Annotated in this window: 22 protein-coding genes; 20 read left to right on the forward strand and 2 right to left on the reverse strand. The window is 55.1% G+C overall.

The genetic code is table 11. The features are described 5' to 3' along the window. The first annotated feature begins 189 nt into the window (after positions 1-189). From PHE17_RS06980 to PHE17_RS07005, 6 genes are read left to right on the forward strand one after another with little or no spacing between them, the layout of a single operon-like run. Entirely contained in the window at positions 190-1,947 is a 1,758-nt protein-coding gene (locus tag PHE17_RS06980) for an NADH-ubiquinone oxidoreductase-F iron-sulfur binding region domain-containing protein (RefSeq protein WP_301015105.1), read from the forward strand. Beyond that, entirely contained in the window at positions 1,944-2,681 is a 738-nt protein-coding gene (locus tag PHE17_RS06985) for a 2Fe-2S iron-sulfur cluster-binding protein (protein ID WP_301015106.1), read from the forward strand. The genes PHE17_RS06980 and PHE17_RS06985 overlap by 4 nt, the downstream gene beginning before the upstream one ends. Then, positions 2,674-3,210 carry an NADP oxidoreductase gene (locus PHE17_RS06990; protein WP_301015107.1) on the forward strand — a complete coding sequence of 179 codons (537 nt, stop codon included), beginning with the start codon at positions 2,674-2,676 and terminating at the stop codon, positions 3,208-3,210. The genes PHE17_RS06985 and PHE17_RS06990 overlap by 8 nt, the downstream gene beginning before the upstream one ends. A gap of 11 nt (positions 3,211-3,221) precedes the next feature. Further along, positions 3,222-4,700, forward strand: coding sequence for a Ni/Fe hydrogenase subunit alpha (locus tag PHE17_RS06995; RefSeq protein WP_301015108.1), 1,479 nt, complete (start codon positions 3,222-3,224; stop codon positions 4,698-4,700). Next, a complete protein-coding gene (locus tag PHE17_RS07000) occupies positions 4,697-5,245 on the forward strand; it encodes a hydrogenase maturation protease (RefSeq protein WP_301015109.1) in 549 nt (182 codons plus the stop codon). Before PHE17_RS06995 ends, PHE17_RS07000 begins: the two co-directional genes overlap by 4 nt. Further along, positions 5,166-5,471 (forward strand): hypothetical protein, encoded by a 306-nt coding sequence (locus tag PHE17_RS07005; RefSeq protein ID WP_301015110.1) that lies wholly within the window; start codon positions 5,166-5,168, stop codon positions 5,469-5,471. The genes PHE17_RS07000 and PHE17_RS07005 overlap by 80 nt, the downstream gene beginning before the upstream one ends. On the opposite strand, the gene PHE17_RS07010 is transcribed toward PHE17_RS07005, so the two are convergent. Next, positions 5,468-6,292: an NERD domain-containing protein gene (locus tag PHE17_RS07010; RefSeq protein WP_301015111.1), complete on the reverse strand. Its 825-nt coding sequence runs from the start codon at positions 6,290-6,292 to the stop codon at positions 5,468-5,470. The genes PHE17_RS07005 and PHE17_RS07010 overlap by 4 nt on opposite strands. 8 nt (positions 6,293-6,300) lie before the next feature. After that, the gene (locus PHE17_RS07015) at positions 6,301-6,882 is read right to left on the reverse strand and encodes a 3'-5' exonuclease (RefSeq protein ID WP_301015112.1); all 582 of its coding nucleotides are present in this window, start codon (positions 6,880-6,882) and stop codon (positions 6,301-6,303) included. A gap of 297 nt (positions 6,883-7,179) precedes the next feature. Between PHE17_RS07015 and PHE17_RS07020 the strand changes: the two genes are divergently transcribed. From PHE17_RS07020 to PHE17_RS07085, 14 genes are all read left to right on the forward strand, one after another. Beyond that, positions 7,180-7,692 (forward strand): Na+/H+ antiporter subunit E, encoded by a 513-nt coding sequence (locus tag PHE17_RS07020; RefSeq protein ID WP_301015113.1) that lies wholly within the window; start codon positions 7,180-7,182, stop codon positions 7,690-7,692. Further along, positions 7,685-7,945 (forward strand): monovalent cation/H+ antiporter complex subunit F, encoded by a 261-nt coding sequence (locus tag PHE17_RS07025; RefSeq protein ID WP_301015114.1) that lies wholly within the window; start codon positions 7,685-7,687, stop codon positions 7,943-7,945. The genes PHE17_RS07020 and PHE17_RS07025 overlap by 8 nt, the downstream gene beginning before the upstream one ends. Then, the gene (gene mnhG, locus PHE17_RS07030; protein WP_301015115.1) at positions 7,945-8,283 is read left to right on the forward strand and encodes a monovalent cation/H(+) antiporter subunit G; all 339 of its coding nucleotides are present in this window, start codon (positions 7,945-7,947) and stop codon (positions 8,281-8,283) included. The genes PHE17_RS07025 and mnhG overlap by 1 nt, the downstream gene beginning before the upstream one ends. Next, positions 8,280-8,531, forward strand: a complete 252-nt coding sequence (locus PHE17_RS07035) for a hydrogenase subunit MbhD domain-containing protein (RefSeq protein WP_301015116.1) — start codon at positions 8,280-8,282, stop codon at positions 8,529-8,531. The genes mnhG and PHE17_RS07035 overlap by 4 nt, the downstream gene beginning before the upstream one ends. Beyond that, the gene (mbhE, locus tag PHE17_RS07040) at positions 8,528-9,226 is read left to right on the forward strand and encodes a hydrogen gas-evolving membrane-bound hydrogenase subunit E (protein WP_301015117.1); all 699 of its coding nucleotides are present in this window, start codon (positions 8,528-8,530) and stop codon (positions 9,224-9,226) included. Before PHE17_RS07035 ends, mbhE begins: the two co-directional genes overlap by 4 nt. Continuing rightward, the gene (locus PHE17_RS07045) at positions 9,226-9,582 is read left to right on the forward strand and encodes an NADH-quinone oxidoreductase subunit K (RefSeq protein ID WP_301015118.1); all 357 of its coding nucleotides are present in this window, start codon (positions 9,226-9,228) and stop codon (positions 9,580-9,582) included. The genes mbhE and PHE17_RS07045 overlap by 1 nt, the downstream gene beginning before the upstream one ends. Further along, positions 9,576-12,716: a proton-conducting transporter membrane subunit gene (locus PHE17_RS07050; protein ID WP_301015119.1), complete on the forward strand. Its 3,141-nt coding sequence runs from the start codon at positions 9,576-9,578 to the stop codon at positions 12,714-12,716. The genes PHE17_RS07045 and PHE17_RS07050 overlap by 7 nt, the downstream gene beginning before the upstream one ends. Beyond that, the gene (locus tag PHE17_RS07055) at positions 12,706-13,611 is read left to right on the forward strand and encodes an NADH-quinone oxidoreductase subunit H (protein ID WP_301015120.1); all 906 of its coding nucleotides are present in this window, start codon (positions 12,706-12,708) and stop codon (positions 13,609-13,611) included. The genes PHE17_RS07050 and PHE17_RS07055 overlap by 11 nt, the downstream gene beginning before the upstream one ends. Positions 13,612-13,615: 4 nt before the next feature. After that, positions 13,616-14,257 carry an NADH-quinone oxidoreductase subunit B gene (locus PHE17_RS07060; RefSeq protein WP_301015121.1) on the forward strand — a complete coding sequence of 214 codons (642 nt, stop codon included), beginning with the start codon at positions 13,616-13,618 and terminating at the stop codon, positions 14,255-14,257. A 5-nt stretch (positions 14,258-14,262) separates the two neighbouring features. Then, the gene (locus PHE17_RS07065; protein WP_301015122.1) at positions 14,263-14,790 is read left to right on the forward strand and encodes an NADH-quinone oxidoreductase subunit C; all 528 of its coding nucleotides are present in this window, start codon (positions 14,263-14,265) and stop codon (positions 14,788-14,790) included. Between the two features lies 1 nt (position 14,791). Further along, complete coding sequence (locus PHE17_RS07070) at positions 14,792-15,967, forward strand: NADH-quinone oxidoreductase subunit D (protein ID WP_301015123.1); 1,176 nt, start codon at positions 14,792-14,794, stop codon at positions 15,965-15,967. Then, positions 15,964-17,766 carry an FAD-dependent oxidoreductase gene (locus PHE17_RS07075; RefSeq protein ID WP_301015124.1) on the forward strand — a complete coding sequence of 601 codons (1,803 nt, stop codon included), beginning with the start codon at positions 15,964-15,966 and terminating at the stop codon, positions 17,764-17,766. Before PHE17_RS07070 ends, PHE17_RS07075 begins: the two co-directional genes overlap by 4 nt. Further along, on the forward strand, positions 17,763-18,257 hold the full coding sequence (locus PHE17_RS07080; RefSeq protein ID WP_301015125.1) for a ferritin family protein: 495 nt from the start codon (positions 17,763-17,765) through the stop codon (positions 18,255-18,257). The genes PHE17_RS07075 and PHE17_RS07080 overlap by 4 nt, the downstream gene beginning before the upstream one ends. Before the next feature lie 184 nt (positions 18,258-18,441). Continuing rightward, on the forward strand, positions 18,442-19,284 hold the full coding sequence (locus tag PHE17_RS07085) for a DsbC family protein (protein ID WP_301015126.1): 843 nt from the start codon (positions 18,442-18,444) through the stop codon (positions 19,282-19,284). Positions 19,285-19,312 lie beyond the last annotated feature (28 nt).

Genomic DNA, 19,312 nt, shown 5'->3' on the forward strand with positions numbered 1-19,312 from the left:
GGTGGCAGATATTTTGCCCAGTGTACCCCACCAATAATTTCCGGCAAGGGTTGGCAAGCTCGTCAGGGGCAGGAAGGTTGGGGTTATGCCATCATAAGTTAAGTCACACATTGGGTTAAGCATAAGTGTGCGCTTGCAGCAGGAGTGCTATACTAGCCCTAAACAAAATAACACAATTGGCAAAATATCATGCAAACGGAACTCCGATCCTCCTTAGCAGGAAATCAGTGCTCTGATCACTTGCTACATCGCCTGCACGACTTGCAATCCCGTTTCCAGCATATCCCCGCACAGGAAATTCCCCCTTTGGCAACTGAGCTGCAATTGCCCATCAGCCAAGTGGAAGCGGTGATTGATTTCTACAGCTTTTTTCACCGTAGCCCGCGTGGGCGCATTGACCTGTTATTCAGCAATTGCACCAGTTGCGGCGACCTGTCGCTGATGCAGCAATTGTGTACCTCGCTGGACGTTAGCCCCGGTATTACCCGTGCAGATGGTGCAGTCAGTATTGATGAAACCTCCTGCATCGGCATGTGTGACCAAGGTGCATCCTTGCTGGTGAATGGGCGCATCATGACCCGACTCAACCCGCAACGCTTGCAACAGATTGCCGGGCTGGTAAACGCGGGTACGCCGCTGGATGCGTGGCCTGCTGAATGGTTTGCCGTGCCCGACCATGTGCGTCACCCCGGACTGTTGCTCAACGATGCGCTGCAACCCGGTGCTGGCCTGCGAGCTGCCATCCAGCGTGGCGCAGAAAATCTGCTCGCCGAAATCAATCAATCCGGCTTGCGCGGCAGGGGCGGGGCTGGATTCAACACCAGCCTGAAATGGCAGCTCTGCCGTGATGCCCCCGCCACGACCCGCTATGTGGTGTGCAATGCCGATGAAGGCGAACCGGGCACATTCAAGGATCGTGTCCTGCTCAATACCTATGCGCAGCAGGTATTCGAGGGCATGACCTTGTGTGCCTATGCCATCGGGGCGAAACACGGCTATTTGTATTTGCGCGGCGAATACCGTTACCTGTTACCCACATTGGAAGCCACCTTGGCGGAACAGCGTGCCGCCAACTTGCTGGGGGAAAACATTCTCCAGCAACCCGGTTTCAACTTCGACATCAGTATCGTCGTCGGCGCAGGCGCGTACATTTGCGGTGAAGAATCTGCCCTGCTCGAATCGCTGGAGCAAAAGCGCGGAGTGCCACGGGTACGCCCACCATTCCCCGTGACCCACGGTTATCTGGGACAACCTACCGTGGTGGATAATGTGGAAACGCTGGTAGCAGCGACACACATTGCCGTGCAGGGTGGGCAATGGTTCAAAGCGCAGGGTACGGAAAAATCGGCGGGTAGCAAGGTACTGAGCGTCAGTGGCGATTGTGCTACCCCCGGCATTTACGAATTCCCCTTCGGTACTTCCCTGCAACAGGTGCTGGATGCCTGCGGAGGGCAGGATGCGCAAGCGGTGCAGGTCGGTGGCCCTTCCGGCACGTTAGTAGGGCAAGCTGAGTTTGGGCGCAAACTGGCGTTTGAAGACTTGGCAACCGGCGGCTCCATCATGGTATACGGGGCGCAGCGTGACCTGCTGGCGGTGGTGCGTAATTTCAGCCACTTTTTTGCGCATGAAAGCTGCGGTTTCTGCACGCCCTGCCGGGTCGGCACGCCGTTGTTACGCAAATACGTCGACAAGATAGCCTCCGGGCACGGTACGCCTTACGACCAAGAAGAAATGGCACGGCTGGCAAAGGTCATGAAACGGCGTTCGCATTGTGGCTTGGGGCAAACGGCGGCGAATCCGTTGCTGGATTTGCTGGAAAGATTCCCGCATGTCTGCACCGACCGCCTGCTGCATCAGGACTATGAACCCTTCTTCAATCTGGATGCCGCGCTGGCTACCACTCGTACCTTGACCCACCGCGACGATGCGGAGGCACATTTGTCATGACTAACAACACACTCTTTATCGACGGTCAGGAAATCCCTTTCGAGGCCGGGCAAACCATCATGGATGCCGCACTCGCCGCAGGCATTTACATCCCGCACCTGTGCCACAAACCGGGGTTATCCCCGCACGGCAGTTGCAAGCTGTGCACCGTGGATGTGGATGGGCGCAGCGCTTCGGCGTGTACTTTGCCCGCCAGCAACGGGATGCAGGTCGACAACAATACTCCGGCGCTGAACGAAGTGCGCAAGACCCTGACCCAGATGCTGTTTGTGGAAGGCAATCACCTGTGCCCCACATGCAGCAAGAGCGGCGACTGTACCTTGCAGGCGCTGGGCTACCACTTCGGGATGCTGGACGGGCATTTCCCACCGTTTTACCCGCGCCGTGAAGTGGATGCTTCCCACCCCAGCGTAATGCTGGATCGTGACCGTTGCATCCTGTGCGAATTGTGCGTGCGTGCTAGTCGTGAAGTGGATGGCAAAAACGTGTTTGCCATTAGCGGGCGCGGGGCACAATCTCACCTGATCGTGAATACCGTCAGCGGCAAGCTGGGCGATAGCGATTTGCAAACCGGAGACATGGCGGCGCACATCTGCCCGGTAGGCGCTATCCTGATCAAGGATCATGGCTACGAAGTGCCAATCGGGATGCGTACTTTTGACTTGCATTCAGTTGCTGAGTCGGATGTTGCTTCCCCCGTTACCCTGAAAAAAACGGAGCACCACGATGCCTAAAATCCGTATTGCCACCACCTCGCTGGCGGGCTGTTTCGGTTGCCACATGTCGCTGCTGGACATTGATGAGCGCTTGGTTGGCTTGCTGGAACACGTCGAATTTAACCGTTCCCCGTTGACCGACATCAAGCACTGCGGGCCATGCGACATTGGCTTGGTCGAAGGCGGCCTGTGCAATGCTGAAAACGTGCACGTACTGCGCGAATTCCGCCAGCAATGCAAAATCCTGATCGCGGTCGGGGCGTGTGCCATCAATGGCGGCGTACCGGCAATGCGCAACCATTATTCGGTGCAGGAATGTCTGGAAGAAGCCTACCTGAATGGCGTGGGCGTGGATAACCCGATGATCCCGGATGACCCGGAACTACCACTGCTGTTGTCCAAGGTACACCCCTTGCATGAAGTGGTGCGGGTGGATTATTACCTGCCGGGTTGCCCGCCATCGGGTGATGCGTTCTTCAACATTTTGAGCGACTTATTGGCAGGGCGTGAGCCTTCCTTGCCCAAAGCCATGCTGCACTACGATTGAGGGAATTGGATATGGAACAGAATCAACCAGCGCCTAACCTGCGCCGGATCGCGATTGACCCGGTATCGCGGGTAGAAGGGCATGGCAAGATTACCCTGCTGCTGGATGCCGACAACCACGTGCACGAAGCACGTTTGCACATCGTCGAATTTCGCGGCTTTGAAAAATTCATCCAAGGTCGCCCGTATACGGAAGTGCCGTATTTCGTGCAACGCCTCTGCGGGATTTGCCCGGTTTCGCACCATTTAGCCGCCGCCAAAGCGGTCGACCAATTGGTAGGTGTAGATGAACTAACGCCCACTGCCACCAAATTGCGCCGCCTGCTGCATTTTGGGCAGGTGCTGCAATCCCATGCCTTACACTTTTTCCATTTGTCTTCGCCGGATTTTTTGTTTGGGTTTGGCTCGAATTTGGCACACCGCAATATTGTCGGTGTGCTGGAAGATTATCCTGATCTGGCTCTTAAAGGGGTCAAGCTACGCAAATATGGGCAGCAAGTGATTGCCGCAATTGCGGGCAAGCGTATCCACGGCACGGCAGCCATACCGGGCGGCATGAACAAGTCGCTGAGTAACGATGAGCGCAAGGCATTACTGGTGGATATTGCGGATGTGGTGGCGTGGTCACAGGAAGCGGTCACGTTGAATGAAACCATCCACATCGGGCATCCTGAAAACCATGCTTTTGCCACCTTGACCACCAATTACCTCAGCATGATCGGGGTGCAAGGTGAAATGGAGCTTTACCACGGTGGTCTGCGGGCTAGGCAGGCGGATGGCAGTGAAATTTTCGACCAGTTTGATTACTGCAACTATGGCACTGCGATCCGTGAAGAAGTGCGTAACTGGTCGTACATGAAATTCCCTTACCTGACTGCTTTAGGCAAGGAAAACGGCTGGTATCGTGTTGGGCCACTGGCACGGGTCAATGTTTGCGACAGTATCCCGACACCCTTGGCGGAAGCAGCGCGGTTGCGTTTCCGTGCGTTTGCAGGCGGCGCGTATGTGCATGATACCTTGGCCTACCATTGGGCGCGGATGATTGAAATGCTGCATTGCGCGGAAGCCATCCAGATGCTGCTCCATGACCCCGACATTACCGGCACGGACTTGGTAGTAGCGCAGGGCACAAGGCGGGCGCAAGGCGTTGGGGTGATTGAAGCACCGCGTGGCACACTGTTCCACCATTATCAGGTCGATGAGCAGGGGCTGATTGAAAAAGCCAACCTAATCGTTTCCACCACCAGCAACAACCAAGCGATGAATGAGTCGGTGCGTTCGGTAGCCAACCACTATCTCGACGGACACGAGATCACCGAAGGCTTGCTCAACCATCTGGAGGTCGCTGTGCGGGCGTATGACCCGTGCCTGTCTTGCGCTACCCACGCCTTAGGCAAGATGCCATTACAGGTGGAACTGATCAGTGCGACCGGAGAACTCCTCAACCGCGTCAGCAAAAACATGGATGGCGTGGTGGAATGCACGCTGTGAGTGCGGTTCCCCCAATCCTGCTGTTTGGGTATGGCAATCCGGGGCGTGGGGATGATGCATTGGGCGTATTGTTGCAGGATGCGATTACCGTCCAACAGCTCCCCGGTGTCGAGTGCCAAACTGACATGCAACTCCAAGTCGAGCACATTACCGATTTGGAAGGGCGTGAATACGTCCTGTTCATTGATGCGGATGTGGGTTGTGCCGAGCCTTATGTGCTGGAAACCCTCACCGCGCAACAGGATGGCAGTTACACCAGCCATGCCATGTCACCCGCTGCCGTGCTCCATGCCTTCCGGCAGGTGTACGGCAAGGATGCACCGCCTGCTTACTTGCTGCGGATTCGTGGTTACTCGTTTGAACTGGGGGAGGGGATAAGTGCACAGGCTGCTGAAAACCTGCACGCAGCCCTACAGGCTACTACACAAATGCTTATCGGAATCGGACAGACAAATGGAGTGTCTTATGAAAATGCAGATCAAGCTGGTTATCGCCAGCGCCTTGTTATTATCCAGCAGCCTTGCACTGGCTGGCGGGTATGTTGACGGTAACGGCGTCACCTACAAAATGACTAAAAACGCCCACGGCGTTGTCCTCAAATCCAAGAATACCACCCTCTATTTGGGCAATGCCTGTGACGCGGACTCCAACAAGTACGGCAAAGGCAGTTGGGGATGGGCAAATGGTGGCGTCAGCGTCAAGCTCAAGAAAAAGACCATCGGTTTCCCGCGCCAAGACAGCCCGTTTGCTGATAACAGGTGTGCGCTCTAATCTGAGGTAGTGAATTCTTCTTGGATGCTGATAAATCCTCTACAGTCCGGGAAGCTAGGACAACCCCAAAACATTTGTCCAGCGTGGGGGCCGTGTCTGGTTTTTAGCTTCACCATCGCTCTGCCGCATTTTGGACAGGGAGGTGCTGACGAATGATTTTTTGTTTGACTGGAATTCTGCATTTGCTTGATATTGCGGATATGAGCACGTTGTGTAGCAAACGATGGGGTTAACCGGCAGGCGTTGATCAGGGCGATGTATTCCTGCACTTGCTGCTCGGATAAGATTGCGTGCCGTTTTGACTTCAAATAGGAGTTGTAGCTGCTGGGATACACCACGTTTTCTGGCATCGGGGTTTTGAAGGTGCAATCACCGGCAAAAATGATGACAGAATGTAGACAAGCTGGATCAATACCGATGCATTCCTCCAATACTTTCATATGTTTGTAGTTTTGCCGTAGCGGGTTCTGGAAGCGGGTGGTGTGTCTGTAGATTTTTTGTGTCCATTCCGCATCGTGCTCCTTACCAAAAATCCAGCCCTGCATGTTCTTGGTTTCTACGACAAAGATGCCGTAGCGAGACACGATGACATGATCAATCTGGGTTGTGCCGCCATCCTTGGTTGGCAGGGTGACATTCTTGATCAGGTGGTATTCATCCTTGTCGAGGGTGAGATTCGTCACAAGATTGACTGCCCATTCCCCAAGGCCACCAATGAAACGGGGTGACTTGAAGAAGGCTATTAGCAGATAGACAGGTAATAGGTAGAGCAAGAAGCCCTTCATAAGCTGAATAAATATCAGTGTGTAGTCGAATTGCATGGTTGTGCCTAAAAAGTGCCAATTTTTTGCCGTTGTACCGCCAATAGCTGTGCGCAGCTCGGCTTAGGGCATTTCAACCGTTCCTGAATGCGTTGGTGCATCTTGATGAACAAGTGCGCTGTTGCTTCCGCATCCGCCAACGCCCGGTGAAATTGCCCGCTCATCGGCAGTCGCAGGAAATTCACCAGCGTGCCCAGCTTGTGGTTGGGCGCGTCAGGAAAAACCCGCCGCGCCATCAGCATGGAGCAGAGGAATGTCTGTTGGCGCTGTTTGCCTTGGCGGGAGAGGGCATCATCCCAGAATTTGCTGTCGAAGGATGCGTTGTGGGCGACCAGCGGATAATCACCCGCGAATTCGACGGCCTCAGCCATGACCTGATGCATCGGCGGGGCTTTACGCACCATCGCGTTGCTGATGCCAGTCAGGGATTCGATGAAGGGCGGAACCCACGTATTGGCATTCATCAGGCTTTGGTAGCGGTCGAGAATTTGCCCGTCACGCACCAGCACAACGGCAATTTCGGTCGGGCACGCGCCACATTCAGGGGACATGCCGGTAGTTTCAAAGTCGAGGATGGCGTAGGTGGTCATGGGGCAAATGTGGCTCTCTGCATGGTGAAGAATTTGTGACACAGCTTATCAGGCAGGCTCAATTCTGTTCCAGCAATGCTAGACTTCGCAAGTAGCTTGCCGCTACGAACCCAAAAGGCCGTTACAAGTGCTTTGACGCGCTGCAACAAAAAGGCTTGAGTTAAACCCTACTTTTCATCAGAATAGGCGACGAAAGATCACCAAGGTGGTTTCCTAGCTTGGCAAATAAGAATATAGTTACATTCTAATAAGCCCGATAGCAATATTGATAGCATAACGAGGGAGAAGAAGAACCATATGGACAAGGGCAAATCTAGCAAGTGGCGTGATACCGCCATCCTGTTTGCGACCCTGATGCTGTTCTGGCTGATGCTGGAAGGCAAGCTGGAAGCCGACATCCTCATCGTTGGCACAGTGGTTTCGCTGGTCATCGCCTTACTTTACCGTGACGGCCTGTCCTTCTTCACCGAATTCCGCTTCACCCCTGCGGGGATCATTGCTGGTTTCCGCTACTACGGTTACTTTTTCAAGGAACTGTTCAAATCCAACTTTGCACTGGCTGCCATTGTGCTGAGGCCATCGCTGCCAATTGCACCCGGCATCGTCAAAGTGCGCACTAAGCTGAAAAGCCGCATGGGGCGTTTGATGCTTGCCAATTCAATCACGCTGACACCGGGAACCCTGACCGTCGAGATGGAAGGCGAATGGCTTTACATACACTGCGTCACGGTGGCATCAGCCGACATTGAGGCGGCAACGGCAGAAATTGTCAGCGGGTTCGAGTCCTATCTTGAGGTGATGTATGGTTGATGTATTGGTGACGCTCGCCGCGATAATCGCGGGCGTGGCGTTTCTGCTCGCGCTAGTGCGCTTCCTATTGGGGCCGACACGGCTGGATCGTGTGGTCGCCTTTGATGTACTGACCGTCATTGCCATTACCTTCATTGTGCTGGCGGCATTGATCGAAGGCCGGGGCATTTATCTGGACGTGGCGTTGGTGTATGCGCTGCTGTCATTCCTTGGGGTGATCGCTGTCGCCCGCTATCTTGAGGGGCGGGACTGATGGGACTGATACTCGACATGATCGGCGGTTTGCTGCTGGTTTCCGGCGCGTCTTTCCTGCTGTTTGGCGGTTTGGGGCTGGTGCGGATGCCAGACATTTTTAACCGTATTCAGGCGGGCGCAAAAACCACCACGTTGGGGACGCTGTTAACCCTTGCCGGGGCTGCTTGTTTGCAACCTGCGTGGGGTTTGAAATTGTTGCTGATCGGCGTGTTCCTGATCTTTACCAATCCGGTTTCCGCACAAGTGTTGGCGAATGCAGCCCATCGGCGCGGGACACAGAAAACACCGTTAACCAAAGTTGACCATCTGGCAGAAGACCGGGGGGATAAGTCATGAATACGGTAATGTTTGCCATCAGCGTGCTGCTGGCGGTGGCAATGATTGGCGCGGCGTTTATTACCATCCTCGCCAAACGGCCTGCCACGGCAATGCTGGCGGCGGGTTTGGTGAGCCTGTTTGCTTCGGTACTGTTCCTGTTCATGGCAGCGCCCGATGTGGCAATGACCGAAGCCGCGATTGGTAGCGGCTTGACCACCTTCCTGTTCTTCTTTGTATTAGGGCGTGTGCGGGGAGGTCGGTCATGATCAGGCGTTTTGCGGTATTCCTGCTGTTGCTTGCCCTTGGGTCAATCTTCGTCAACCTGTTGATGGGCTATGTGCCTGACAGCGAACTCAACCTGACTGCCCGCTACTATGCGGAACATACCGCGCAAGACATTGGTGCTGCCAATATCGTCACCGCGATTGTCATTACTTACCGGGGTCTGGATACGCTCGGCGAAGTAACCGTGCTGTTTTTGACTGCCACCATCATTGGCATGGTGTTGTCGCAAGGGCAAAAGCACCGGGCGTTACAGCGCCAGTTGCCGCCATCCGGGGAACTGCTGACCACGGGTAGCCGCTTGCTGGTTCCGCTGATCCTGTTGCTGGGGGCTTATGTTTTCCTTAACGGGCATCTCACCCCTGGCGGCGGTTTTCAGGGCGGCGCGATTATCGCTTCGGCGGCTTTGCTGTTGCTGCTGACCGATCCGCTACGGCGTTTTAGCCATCGGCTTATCTCCGTGGTGGAATCGGTTTCCGGGCTGGTGTTTGTTGCCAGTGGCGTGCTGGGCATCCTGTATGCAGGCGGTTTCCTCGACAGCCGTATCCTCTCGACTGGCACTTTCGGTGCGCTCTTTTCAGCGGGCGTGATACCCGTTATCTACAGTTTCGTCGGCCTGAAAGTCGGTGCCGAATTCACCTCAATGCTGACCAATCTGGCAGAAACGGAGCAATCGTAATGGACTGGATCGCTATGGGAACCGGCTTCACCCTGATTTTGATGGGGCTTTACGGCGCACTCACCAACCGTAATATCCTGCGCATTATTGTCTCGTTCACTGTCGCCGATACCGGGGTTAATCTGGTGCTGGTCGCGGTGGGTTATATGCACGGGCGCACCGCGCCGATTCTGGATGAAGCCGTATCTGCCGCACAAGCCGTCACCCGCATTATCGACCCCGTGCCGCAAGCACTGGTGCTGACTGCGATTGTGATTGGCCTTGGGGTAACAGCCTTGATGCTCACCTACGCCTACAAGTTGTATGAAGTGAAAGGCATCCTCGACATTTCCAAATGCAAGGATTTGAAATGGTAAGCCCAATTTATATCATTGCTGGCGGGCTGGGCGCTGCCTTCCTGCTCGGCTTGCTGCCCGCGAAATGGCGTACCTTTGCCTATGGCATCACTCTTGCCACCCTCGCTTTCATGAGTTGGGTTGCCGGGAGCTGGCTGTATGCCTTTGCGGTGAATGGCGCGTTGCCGGTTGAAATTTTTACGGCGGGAACCCAACCACCGTTTGCGATCAATTTGCGCGTCGGGCTTGCCGAAGCAGCACTGGCCTTGCTGATGACCTTAACCGGCCTGCACGCCGCACTTTATATGAAAGACACCCTGTTCAAACAGGGGCGGCAGGCGATGGCCATACTGCTGATTTTCATCATGGCACTGTGTGGGGTAGTTTTCACCCGCGACTTGTTCAACCTGTTCGTGTTCATGGAATTGGTGATGATTTCAACGGGGGGGCTGGTGCTGCTCTCGTCTGACCAACGGGCGCTGGGCGCGGGCATCAAGTACCTGATCGTGTCGCAACTGATTTCCATGCTGATGCTGATCGGGATCGTGTTTGCCTATCACGCTACCGGCACACTGAATATCGACGGCATGGCGGCGGCGCACATTAACCTGTTCAAAGGCGGTTCGCTGGCCTTTTTCCTGATCTTCATGGCGGTGGTTGCCGAGTTGAAACCCTTCCCTGCCAATGGCTGGGGACTGGATATTTATGAGTCAGCGCACCCGGCGTTTTCGGCGTTGTTTTCGGTCGCCACCGGGGGCGCAACCCTGTATGCAGTCGATAAGCTACTGCTGATCGGTGGGGCGCAATGGCTGCCTATGGCAAGCGCCATTGGTATTGTCACCTTTATTGCCGCCAATCTCTTTGCGCTGGTGCAAACCAATGACCGGCGGCTGCTGGGCTATTCCTCAGTGGCGCAGATCGGACTGATTTTCACGGTAATGGGGCAACAGGACATTCTGGGTGAGCGTTACTACTTTATCGCGGGTGGTATCCTGTTGGCTCATGCGGTTGCCAAGGCCGGATTGTTCTGGCTTTCAGGGCTGGTGAAACAACGCCAACTGACGGATTGGGCGGCCTTGCGTTCTCAGCCGCTGCTGGTGTTTGCGTTTGTTACCTTTATTGCCTTGCTGGTCGGCTTGCCACCTTTCCCCGGCTTTTATGCCAAGTGGGATTTGGCGCACTTGCTCGCGGCTGACGGGCGCTTGTGGTTGCTGGGGCTGATCCTGTTTGGGGCGCTGCTGGAAGCGGCTTATTTGTTCCGCTGGTTTGGTTACATTATCAAGCGCGAAGGTTCTGAGGCGGGTTTGGCGTTACAGCCGATGAAAGTGGATGCCACGCTGGGTGCGGTGGTGGTTGCTTGGTTGCTGGCTTATTTGTGGGGACAGCTTTCCGGTCATGGCAATTTGTTGCACGCAATTCCGTTGTTGTTTGCGCTGCTGTTCCTGCCACTGGAATGGTTGCCTGCTAAGGTCAAGAATATCATGGCAATTGCCGGGCTGGTGGGCTGGTTCTACCTCAGTTACCCGTCTTACGATGCTTTCCAATTGATTTTTGCCGCAGTGATGTTACCGGGTGGGGCATTGATTTTGCTGGCAAGTTTTCAGACCCAGCAACGGCGGGTGGGTTTCTACCCGGCGGCGATGCTAATGTTTGCTGGTTTGTCGATGTTGATCGTGGCGAAAGGTTCGTTCGACTTTTTTGCGGCGTGGGAAACGCTGACGGTGGGGTCGTATTTCCTGATCCTGCGTGGCAAGCATTCTGAACCCCATGCGCTGTCTTATCTGGTGTTCTCACTGGGTGGGGCATTCCTGATTCTGGCAGGGTTTGCGCTGGCAGCACAGGGTGTGATGGATTTCCAAATCGCGGCACTGGCGCAAGTGGCAAAACCGTTTGCTCCGTGGGTATTTGCGCTGCTGGCGATTGGTTTCATGACCAAAACGGCATCGGTAGGCGTGCATATCTGGCTGCCCGGCGCACATGCCGAGGCTGAAACCGATGTATCGCCGATGGTTTCCGGCATCCTGCTCAAAGCAGGGCTGTTCGGGCTGTTCGTATTGCTGATGACGATGGGCAAACAGCAATTGTATGGCGTGGAACTGACCCATGTGATGCTGTGGATTGGTGCGATTTCGGCATTGGTCGGCAACCTGCTGGCGATTTTCCAAGAAGATGCCAAACGGCTGCTGGCGTATTCTTCCGTCGGGCAAATGGGCTATGCGCTATTCGGTTTGGCACTGATGAACCATCTGGGCTGGTTGATGGCGCTGATGTTTGTCATCAACCACTACATCTATAAATCCATGCTGTTCCTGTCCGTGGGTGGCGTTGCCAAACGTACTGGCACGCGCGAAATGTACCGCATGGGCGGCTTGATCACGCTAATGCCGTTGTCGTTCATTGCGACCTTGATTGGCATTATTGCGGTGTCGGGTGTGCCGCCGCTGTCCGGCTTCGGTGGTCGCTGGATTTTCTACAATGCCATTATGACGGCGGATTACCGCTTGCCGATGGTGATTATCTTCCTCGCGGGGCCGATTGCATTCCTGTACCTGTTCCGCCTGATCCACACTGTTTTCTTGGGGCAGTTGAAGGATGAGTTCCGCAAGATTAAGGAAGCACCGTTCTGGATTATTTTGCCGCAGATGATTTTTGTCGCCGCGCTGATGGTGTTTGCGTTGGTTCCGGGGGTGGCGCTGCGCAAGGTAGACGTTTATCTGTCGCAATTCTTTGCGGGTAATGGTCATTTGAATTGGGAAGGGCTGACCATTAGCAGTGATTTTGGTTACTGGAATCCAGTCGCCATCATGGTCATTATCGGGGTGATTTTCAGCACGCTGTTTGCGTGGTTGCTGTTCGTTAACCGCAAGGCACAGCCAGTGAAGCAGTTCAATATCGTGTTTGCCGCCGAACGTCCGTTCCGCCCGGAAACCACCCACTATGCGTGGAATTTCTTCGCCCCTTACCGCAAGGCACTGGGCTTTTTGACCCAGCCGCTGGTGACGCGCTTCTGGGAGGCAGTCACAGAATTGCTGCATTCCGCCGCTGAAGTGTTGCGGCGCATTTATACCGGCAATGGACAAACTTACGCCATTCACTTGCTGGCCTTTGTGGTGGTTGTATACCTGTTATGGATGGGGGGCAGTGATGGAATTTGAATGGATGAAAATCCCGTGGGCGTTGCTGACACTGTTTATTGTCATCAACTATGGCCTGCTGATGACGGCGCTGGTGCAGAAAATTGGTGCACGGGTGGGGCGGCGGCATGGCATCCCGATCTGGCAGAACTACATTGACCTGCTCAAGAATTACGGGTTGCGCACTTCCATTACCCACGGGGTGATGTTTTATCTGGGGCCGGTGTTCCGGCTGTCCGGCGGGGTCGGCTTGTTGCTGTTTGTGCCCAGCATTTACGGCTCGGAGATGTTCAGCAACTTCTCGTTTGCGGGTGATCTGATCCTCGCACTGTATTTTGTGTTCTTCGGCACACTGGGTATGGCGCTAGGGGCTGCGGAAAGCGGGCATCCTTACGCTGCCATAGGCATTACCCGTGGGCTGTCGCAGATGACGGCGGCGGAACTGCCGTTTGCGCTGGCGGTGTTTGCGGTAGCCTTGCAATACCAAACCTTGTCCGTGACCGACATTGTGGCGGCACAGCAAGGTAGCATCTTGAACTGGACACTGTTCACCAACCCGTTTGCGGTAGCGGCGGCGATGCTGTCGTTCCTTGGCTCGATGATGCGCCCGCCGTTTGACGTGGTGCTGGCTCCGCAGGAAGTGCCGATTGGCCCGCCGACCGAATACCATTCCTCGTTTCTGGCGTTGATGCAGACCAACCGGGTGCTGTTCCCCGTTGCCAAAATCGTGATCTACATGAACCTGTTTTTTGGGGGCGCGGCAAACTGGCCGGTATTCTTCCTCAAGGTTTTCCTGATTTACATGGTGTCGGCGTTTGTCGGCGTGGTGTTCCCGCGCTTCCGGGTTGAACAGTCAATCCGCTGGTTTTTGATCTGGGCAGTGCCGCTGGGCATCATCGCCGTTGTACGGGTGTAATGACATGAAAGAAGAATTACTTAAACGCATGGTCAAAGGGCCGGATGGGGTCGAGTTTGAAGTCGAGCCGTTGCGTGACTATTACTGTGAGGCAGGCCCCACGGTACAGACCCCGGCTTACACCGCCATCATTGAAAAGCTGTTCAACTGGGCGCGTTCCGAATCCATCTGGATTCTGGGGTTCGGCACGGGTTGTGGCGCGATTGAAATGCGCCCGTTGATGACACCGCGTTTCGACGCTTACCGCTACGGCATCCAGTGGCGGCCTACCCCCCGGCAGGCCAATCTGTTCGTGATTTCTGGCTATTTGTCCACCAAAACGCTCAAGCGTGTGATCCGCTCATACGAGCAGATGCAAAGCCCGAAATACGTGGTGGGCTTGGGTTCTTGCACCATTAACGGCGGCATGTACTGGGATTCCTACAACACCATCAAGCGGCTGGATGATTACTTGCCGGTTGACCTGTACATCGCTGGCTGTATGCCACGCCCGGAAGCCTTGCTGGCAGGTTTTGAAGACCTGAAAAAGCTGATCCGCGCAGGCAAGGCGGAAGGCGCTAACCAGTATGCCGAGAACTTTGAATGGTACAAGGCAAACCAGAAAAGCGTCATCCACGACTGGGATATGCCGGACTACAACTGGTGATGGTTATGCAAGCACTTTACGACACATTGAAACCACGCTTCCTGCTGGGCGAATTTACCAAGCAGCGTGATGACTTGGCCTTTATCACCGTGGAAGCAGTACGGTTGCACGCACTGTTGCGGCATCTGCGTGATCAGGAAGGCTTCACCCATCTGGTGCTGCTGACCGCCGTGGACTGGCTGGAAGACGGTCAGTTCCAGCTCACCTATTTGCTGAACAACCGCGCCAAACGGCAGGATGTGGGCTTGCGGGTATTGATTGCCCGCGACAATGCCACGATGGAAAGCATCCACGACCTGTGGGCAGCGGCTGCCACTTACCAACGCGAATTGCGCGAAATGTTCGGCATCGACTTCCCCGACAGCCCGCGCCTGCATGAGGACTTCATTCTGGAAGGCTGGCAAGACATCCCGCCCTACCGGCGTGATTTCGATACCCTCAAGTATGCGCAGGAAAATTACCGCGACCGTCCCGGACGTGAAACCCGCGACCCGGCACAGCATATGAAACAACAACTCTACGGGGAAGACTGAGATGGCCTATCAACCAGACCGCAGCCAATACCCGCAAAAGAAAGCCGATGGCACGCTGGACATTGACCTTGCTTCCGGCAAATACCTGAAGCTGTGGCAAGGCCCGCAGCATCCCGGCATTACCGGCAATATGGCCATCGAACTGACTGTGTGCGGCGACGAAGTGGTGGAAGGCAAAACCCACGTCGGCTACCTGCACCGTGGCTTTGAAAAGCTGATGGAACGCCGCACTTTCATGCAGTGCTTCCCCATCGTCTGCCGCATCTGCGTACCCGAACCCGATTTTAACGAATACTGTTACGCTGCTGCCGTGGAAGAACTTGCCGGGCTGGAAGTGCCGGAACTCGCCCACTGGATTCGCACCCTGATTCTGGAAATGGGGCGCATCAACAGCTACCTGATGTACCTTGGCGGACAAGCCGGTGCATTCGGGCAAGGCGTGATCGGACAATGGACAACCTATGTGCGTGACCTGATGCTCGACCGCTTTGAAGAGTTGACCGGCGCACGTATTTACCACATGTTCATTATCCCCGGCGGGGTGCGCGACAATTTGCCGGAAGGCTTTGCCGCCCGTATGGAAACAACCCTGCAAGAAATCGAAAGCACCCTGGGTGATGTCGAACGGGTCATGTTCCACAATGCCGTGTTCAAAAAGCGTGCCGTTGGCGTGGGTATCATTGCCCCGGAACTGCTCGACAGCTACGGCATTACTGGCCCTAACGCCCGTGCTGCCGGAGTTGCCAAAGACGTGCGTAAAGACCAGCCCTATCTGGTTTACCCCGAACTCGACTTTGAGGCGGTGACGGGCAAGGATTCCGATATTTACACCCGTGCTGATGTGCGCCGCCGTGACCTACTGCTGTCGATTGACCTGATCCGGCAAATTCTGGTGAAGATGCCCAAGTCGGGTGCGGTGATGACCAAGCTGCCCAACGTGCTGCACTGGAAAATCCCGCGTGGCGAAACCTACATCCGTGGCGAATGTTCACGCGGCGAATACGGCTATTACCTCGTCACCGATGGCAGCGGCTATCCGCGCCGCGTCAATGTGCGCGGGCCATCCTACACGCACTCGATTGCGCTATTTGAACGGCTGGTCGTCAACGCCAATATTTCCGATGTCGCCGCCTTGCTGGTGTCGCTCCACACCTATCCACCGGAGATCGAACGATGAGTATCCGTGACGTACTTTCCCCGTTTACTGCGTGGAAAAACCTGTTCCGCGATCCGGTGACGATTGCCGACCCGCTCAATGAACGCCCCGGTGCGGCACGTTATCGCGGCTTCCACAAAAACGATATGGACAAGTGCATCGGCTGTGGGACGTGCGAAACCATCTGCCAGAACGGTGCAATCGACATGTTGCCAGTGTCCGGCGTGCCCGCCAAACTAGGCGATTCCGGCTTGCGCCCGCGCATTGACTACGGGCGTTGCTGCTGGTGTGCGCTGTGTGTGGATGTGTGCATGACCGGCTCGCTCACCATGTCCAACGAATACAAATGGGTGGAAAGCAACCCCGACCTGTTCCGCTTCACCCCCGGTGTGGACAAAAAGCATTGGGACAATGCTGAACTGGGCTACCAGCGCCATGCTGAAAAACACCTGACACCGGGCGAACGGGTCGAAATGCCGGAGTTGGAACCGGCAGCACGTATCGGCTCGTTTACCGAAATCGTCGACGGTTACAGCATCGAACAGGCCAAACTGGAAGCCGACCGCTGCGTTTCCTGCGGCTTGTGTATTGCCACTTGCCCGGCGCACATGGCAATTCCCGACTACATCAAGGCGGTGCGTGACGGCGACTACGAACGTGGCGTGCAATTGCTCTATGAAACCAACCCGTTTTCACAGGTGTGCGGGCGGGTGTGTACCCACCGTTGCGAGGACTCCTGTGCGGCACGGCACGAAGGCGACCCGATTGCCATTCGTTGGCTCAAACGCCACATCATTGATCAGGTTCCGCAGGAAAAAGTCCTTGAACTGATCGGCAAACCCGCTGCACCCACCGGCAAGAAAGTTGCCATTATCGGTGCAGGCCCCGCTGGCCTGACCGCTGCGTTTGACCTTGCCCGCAAAGGCCACGCGGTTACGGTGTTTGAAGCACAAGCGGCTGCGGGCGGCATGACCCGCTACGGCATCCCCGAATACCGCCTGCCCTATGATGCACTGGACAAGGACATTGCCGTGATTACCGCAATGGGTGTCGACATCCAATACAACCAGCGGGTCGGCACGGACATTGCCATGCAGCAACTGCAAAGCGATTACGATGCGGTGATGTTGGCAATCGGCCTGCATCAGGGACGTTCCACCCGTATCCCCGGTTCGGATCATCCGCAGGTACGCAAAGCGGTTGACCTGTTGCGCCAGATTACGACGGGTGAAAAGATCGAAGCGCCCAAATCCATGGTCGTGATCGGCGGCGGCAACGTGGCGATGGACATTGCCCGCAGCATGGCACGCCTGCAATTGCAGCAGCACGGCGAAATCCGCGTAACCCTGACCGCACTGGAAGACAAGGCACATTTCCTTGCCGATCCGGTGGAAATCAAGGAATCGCTGGAAGAGCAAATCAATATCCTCGACAGCCGTGGCCCGCAAGCCTGCGTCATCGACGATAGCGGCAAATTGCTTGGTCTAAAAACTTGGAAAGTGCTGTCCATTTTCGACGCAGAGCGCCGTTTCGCCCCCCAATACGACGAATCTGACGAGCAAATCCACGAAGGTGAAATGGTCGTGGAAGCCATCGGGCAGATGGCGGATGTCAGCCTACTCGGCAACGAACTCACCGAAAAGCTGGAATGGAACCGTGGTCGCATCCAGATCGACTCCAACGGACGCACTTCCGAAAACTGGCTGTGGTCAGCAGGCGATTGCGTCAAAGGCCCGGATGTCATCAACGCCGTTGCTGACGGACATCGCGTCGCAATCAGTATCGACAGCGTATTCACCCAGCAGGAGGCAAAATCATGAGCGAAGCCAGCATCGAACGGCTGAAAAGCAAAACCACCCTCAAGGACATTCTGGAAGTCGCCACCGAATTTGAACGCACCGCCCGCGATTTCTACGCAGCCCTAGCTCCTAAGGTGCAGAAAAATCTCCGCTATCTGGTGCAGGAGCTGGCGGAAGAAGAACAGCGCCACTACGACCTGTTTACCCAAATGGCGGAACGTGATGACCTTGAGCAGCAACTGCAAACCGAAGTGGAACGCCCGGTCAACGATCACAAGTTTTCCGACTGCATCCACCTGCCCGATCTCGGCGAACAGCCGGATGATCAGGCCGTGCTACAGTATGCGTTGAAGCGCGAACATGCGGCGATGGAGCAGTATCATTCACTGGCGCAAAGCACAGAACCGGGAGCGATCCACGACCTGTTTTTGTACCTTGCCAATGAAGAAACCAAGCACAAGAATGAACTTGAGAAGGTCTACTATGAGACGGTGCATAGCGGCGGGGTGTGAAAGCTGCCGCTTTTAGGCACTTTCAGGGATTACCGTGGTCAGAAATCCAATCCTAATACCAGAACGCTGGTTGAGTGGGGGGACGTGTACAGCTTTAAGCAAGCGTGGTAAGGTTGCAAACCTTGGCTGATTACACAATAACTGATTTACTGATACGGTATTTTTGATTCAGGAAAGAGAAACCATGTATAAAAAATTGATTTTGGGCGTAGCTATCAGCGTTGCGCTGGCAAGCGTTTGGGCTGTTGCCGAAGAAAAGAAAGCTGAAGAAGCTGCGCCTGCGGTAGCCGCTGCAACTGCGCCTGCTGCTGCCGCACCTGCTGCTGCCGCACCTGCACCGACCACGACTCAAACAGATAGCACCGTGCCTGCTGACTTGGCAGAAAAAATGAAGCCTATTTTTGGCGGCGCTCCTGATTCCTTGAAAGCAACGCCTGTCGCGGGCGTGTTTGAAGCCAAGTTTGGCGGCGAAATGATTTATGTCAGTGCTGATGCGCACTACGTTTTCGCTGGCGACCTGATTGATGCACAAAGCAAAAGCAACCTGACTGAATTGTCCCGCTCTGGCGACCGCAAGGCAGTCATGGGTAAAATTGATGCGAGCAAGAGCATTGAATTCAAAGCCAAGGGCGAAGAAAAGCACGTCCTGTATGCCTTCACTGACGTTGACTGCCCATTCTGCGCCAAGCTGCACAAAGAAGTGCCAGCACTGAACGACAAGGGTGTTACGGTACGTTACTTGGCTTACCCACGTGCTGGCGTTGGTTCACCAACGTATAAAAAAATGGTTAGTATTTGGTGTGCAGACAACAAACAAGAAGCCATGACCAATATGAAAAATGGCAAGGATGTTCCGGTTAAAGATTGCACCAATCCAGTTGCCGAACAGTTTGAGCTGGGTCAAAAGTTGGGCGTTAACGGTACGCCTGCGCTGGTCACGGCTGATGGCATGATGATCCCCGGTTTCCGTCCGGCTGATCAGTTAGTCCAAATGCTGGATGCAGAAGTAAAAAACAAGGCTAAATAAGCCATCTAGGGATGGTGGGCAATGCAGT

It is taken from the genome of Thiothrix sp. (genome assembly GCF_028714775.1).
Taxonomy (GTDB): Bacteria; Pseudomonadota; Gammaproteobacteria; order Thiotrichales; family Thiotrichaceae; genus Thiothrix.